Raw genomic sequence first — 2,402 nt, forward strand, 5'->3', positions numbered from 1 at the left:
CCTTTCGGCCTCCACGGGGAATTTCGGCTGTGTCCGAGGGGGGACTTGAACCCCCACGCCCGATAAAGGGCACTAGCACCTCAAGCTAGCGCGTCTGCCATTCCGCCACCCGGACTGGGTGTGTGCTTCGGGGGCTTTTTCCTCGCCCCCTCGGCGACAGAGAGAACATTACCAGGGTTCTGGAGTGCTTCTCACCTGCGCTTCCTCGGGCCGCGCCACCGGACATCCTGGTCGGGGCCGCTCCCGGGTCCCCGGGGCCGCACCGCCGGACATCCTGGTCAGGCCCGCATCAGGCCCCGCGCGCCGCCCGCACAGGTTGGTACGGCCTGTGAACGCGCTCGAATCCGGCCCGAACCGGTGGGGTCCGCGAAGGAACCGGTCGACTCCCGTACCGTCGGCGGTCGGTTGCGGCCGGAACCGGTCCGACACGGGCAACTTGTCGACGGTGCCGCACCCGCCGCGACGGCTCTCCTAGCCTCTGTGGACCGAGGGCGCCATGAAGCGGATCGCCTGATTCCCGGGTCGCGGACGAAGGGCGGCTGGACGTGGAGCAGATCAGCGGAGCGGCGAAGGCCGAACCGAGACGCGGCAGGCGGGGGGAGGGCCCGGTCGGGGCCACGGTCTCCGCGGGCCCCACCGAGGGCGTGTGGCGCTTCCCGGTGCCCGCCACCGAGGCCTCGGTGCCGCTCACCCGGCACGCGGTGCGCGACCGCCTGCTGGCCCAGGGCATGACCGGGGTGCGCTACCAGGAGCTGGTGGACGACCTGCTGCTGATCGTCTCGGAGCTGGTGAGCAACGCGGTGACGCACGCCGCCGAGCTGTCGCCCGAGGTGGTCACCGAGCTGTCGCTGCGCCGGGCCTGGGTGCGGGTGTCGGTGGAGGACGGGGACCCGTACCGGCCGAAGGCGCTGGAGAACGACACCGGACGCACCGGCGGGCGCGGCCTGTTGCTGGTGAAGAGCGTCACCCTGCAGGCCGGCGGGGTGTGCGACGTCGAAGACACGGGGGAGGGCGGCAAGGTCATCTGGGCCTCGCTGCCCGTTCCCCCGGGGCCCGACCACTGACCGGCCGGGCCGGGCGCCGGACCGACGGCGGACACCTCCGGACCGACGGCCGACACCTCCGGACCGCCGGTCGGGACGGCCGGACCACCCGCCGGGACGGCCGGGCTACCAGTCCCGCCCGGCGATCTCCCGGATGCCCGGCAGCGCGGCCTCGAAGACCGTCTCGAACCAGACCGAGAACGGCCGCTCCGCCCGCAGCTCGCGCAGCTCCTGCGCGGTCACGAAGGCGAAGTCGTCCACCTCCTCCGGGGCGGGCTCGACCGGCGCGGTGACCAGTCCCACGAACAGGTGGTTCCACTCCCGCTCGATCAGCCCGGACGCCTCGTCCGGCAGGTCGTAGCGGACGGTGCCCGCCTCGCACAGCAGCGCCGGTGCGACGCCCAGCTCCTCGGCGGTGCGCCGGGCGGCGGCGACGAACGGCGGCTCGTCCGGGTACGGGTGGCCGCAGCAGGTGTTCGACCAGACGCCGGGGGAGTGGTACTTGCCGAGGGCCCGGCGCTGGAGCAGCAGTCGGCCCTGGCGGTCGAACAGGAAGACCGAGAAGGCCCGGTGCAGCCGGCCCGGCTGCTGGTGGGCCCAGAGCTTCTCGCCGGTGCCGATCGTGACGCCCGCGTCGTCGACCAGTTCCAGCAGGATCTCGGTTCCGACGGGGGCGGACCCGGTGGCCCGGGGGGCGACCGTCACATCGGTCTCCACGTCGAGACCGGTGTCGATCTCGGCCGCGAAGTGCGTGGGGTCGGTCGGAAGACTCTGGGGCATGGGGCCTCTTTCGGGAGCGGGAGCAACGGGAGCATCGGGTGTCTCCGACGCACCGGGCGGAGTGCGGCGGACACAGCGGGGGCACCGGCGCCGGCGTCGGCATCCAGTCTGCCGTATGGGTGGCGGTCGGCAGGGGTCCCACGCACAACCGGGCGGATCATGACCCGGAGGAGTCGGAAACCGTCCAGAGAAGGGTCTGGGATGCCCTCGTAAGGGTCACAGAATTCGCAGAACCGTTCGGCATGCGTTCGGAGCCCGTTCGACCGGTCCGGCGCCTCCTCACGGCCTCCTCGCGGCGTTCCCCCGGCGGCGCCCGGGCGGATCCGTCGCGGCCCCCGGGCCGCTCGCCGGCCGCTCGACGGGCCCTCGGCGGCCGCCCGTCCGCCGCCCCGCCGCCGCCCCCGGGCCGGGCGGGCGCGTTCTGGCCGGTCGCCCTGGTCGCCTACCATCACATACGACACGGTGCCCGGATCTGTGCCGGCACCGGCGCGCCGCCGCCCGGCCCGGTCGAACACCGGTCCGGGGGTCCCGGTGGCGCCGCCCCGGCACGGCCCCGCGCACAGCACGACGGATCAGGAG

The 2,402-nt window shown here is 73.9% G+C and carries 2 protein-coding genes and 1 tRNA gene; 1 reads left to right on the forward strand and 2 read right to left on the reverse strand.

The window, feature by feature from the left end; translation table 11 throughout:
• Positions 1–30 precede the first annotated feature (30 nt).
• Positions 31–115 (reverse strand) — tRNA-Leu (locus ACFU6K_RS36880).
• 430 nt (positions 116–545) lie between these two features.
• On the opposite strand from ACFU6K_RS36880, the gene ACFU6K_RS36885 reads away from it, so the two are divergent.
• A complete protein-coding gene (locus ACFU6K_RS36885; RefSeq protein ID WP_380670694.1) occupies positions 546–1,064 on the forward strand; it encodes an ATP-binding protein in 519 nt (172 codons plus the stop codon).
• A gap of 105 nt (positions 1,065–1,169) precedes the next feature.
• Here the strand turns inward: ACFU6K_RS36885 and idi are convergent, their stop codons facing one another.
• Positions 1,170–1,823: an isopentenyl-diphosphate Delta-isomerase gene (idi, locus tag ACFU6K_RS36890; RefSeq protein WP_380670696.1), complete on the reverse strand. Its 654-nt coding sequence runs from the start codon at positions 1,821–1,823 to the stop codon at positions 1,170–1,172.
• Between the last annotated feature and the right edge of the window lie 579 nt (positions 1,824–2,402).

The organism is Kitasatospora sp. NPDC057512 (assembly GCF_042802135.1).
GTDB lineage: Bacteria > Actinomycetota > Actinomycetes > Streptomycetales > Streptomycetaceae > Kitasatospora.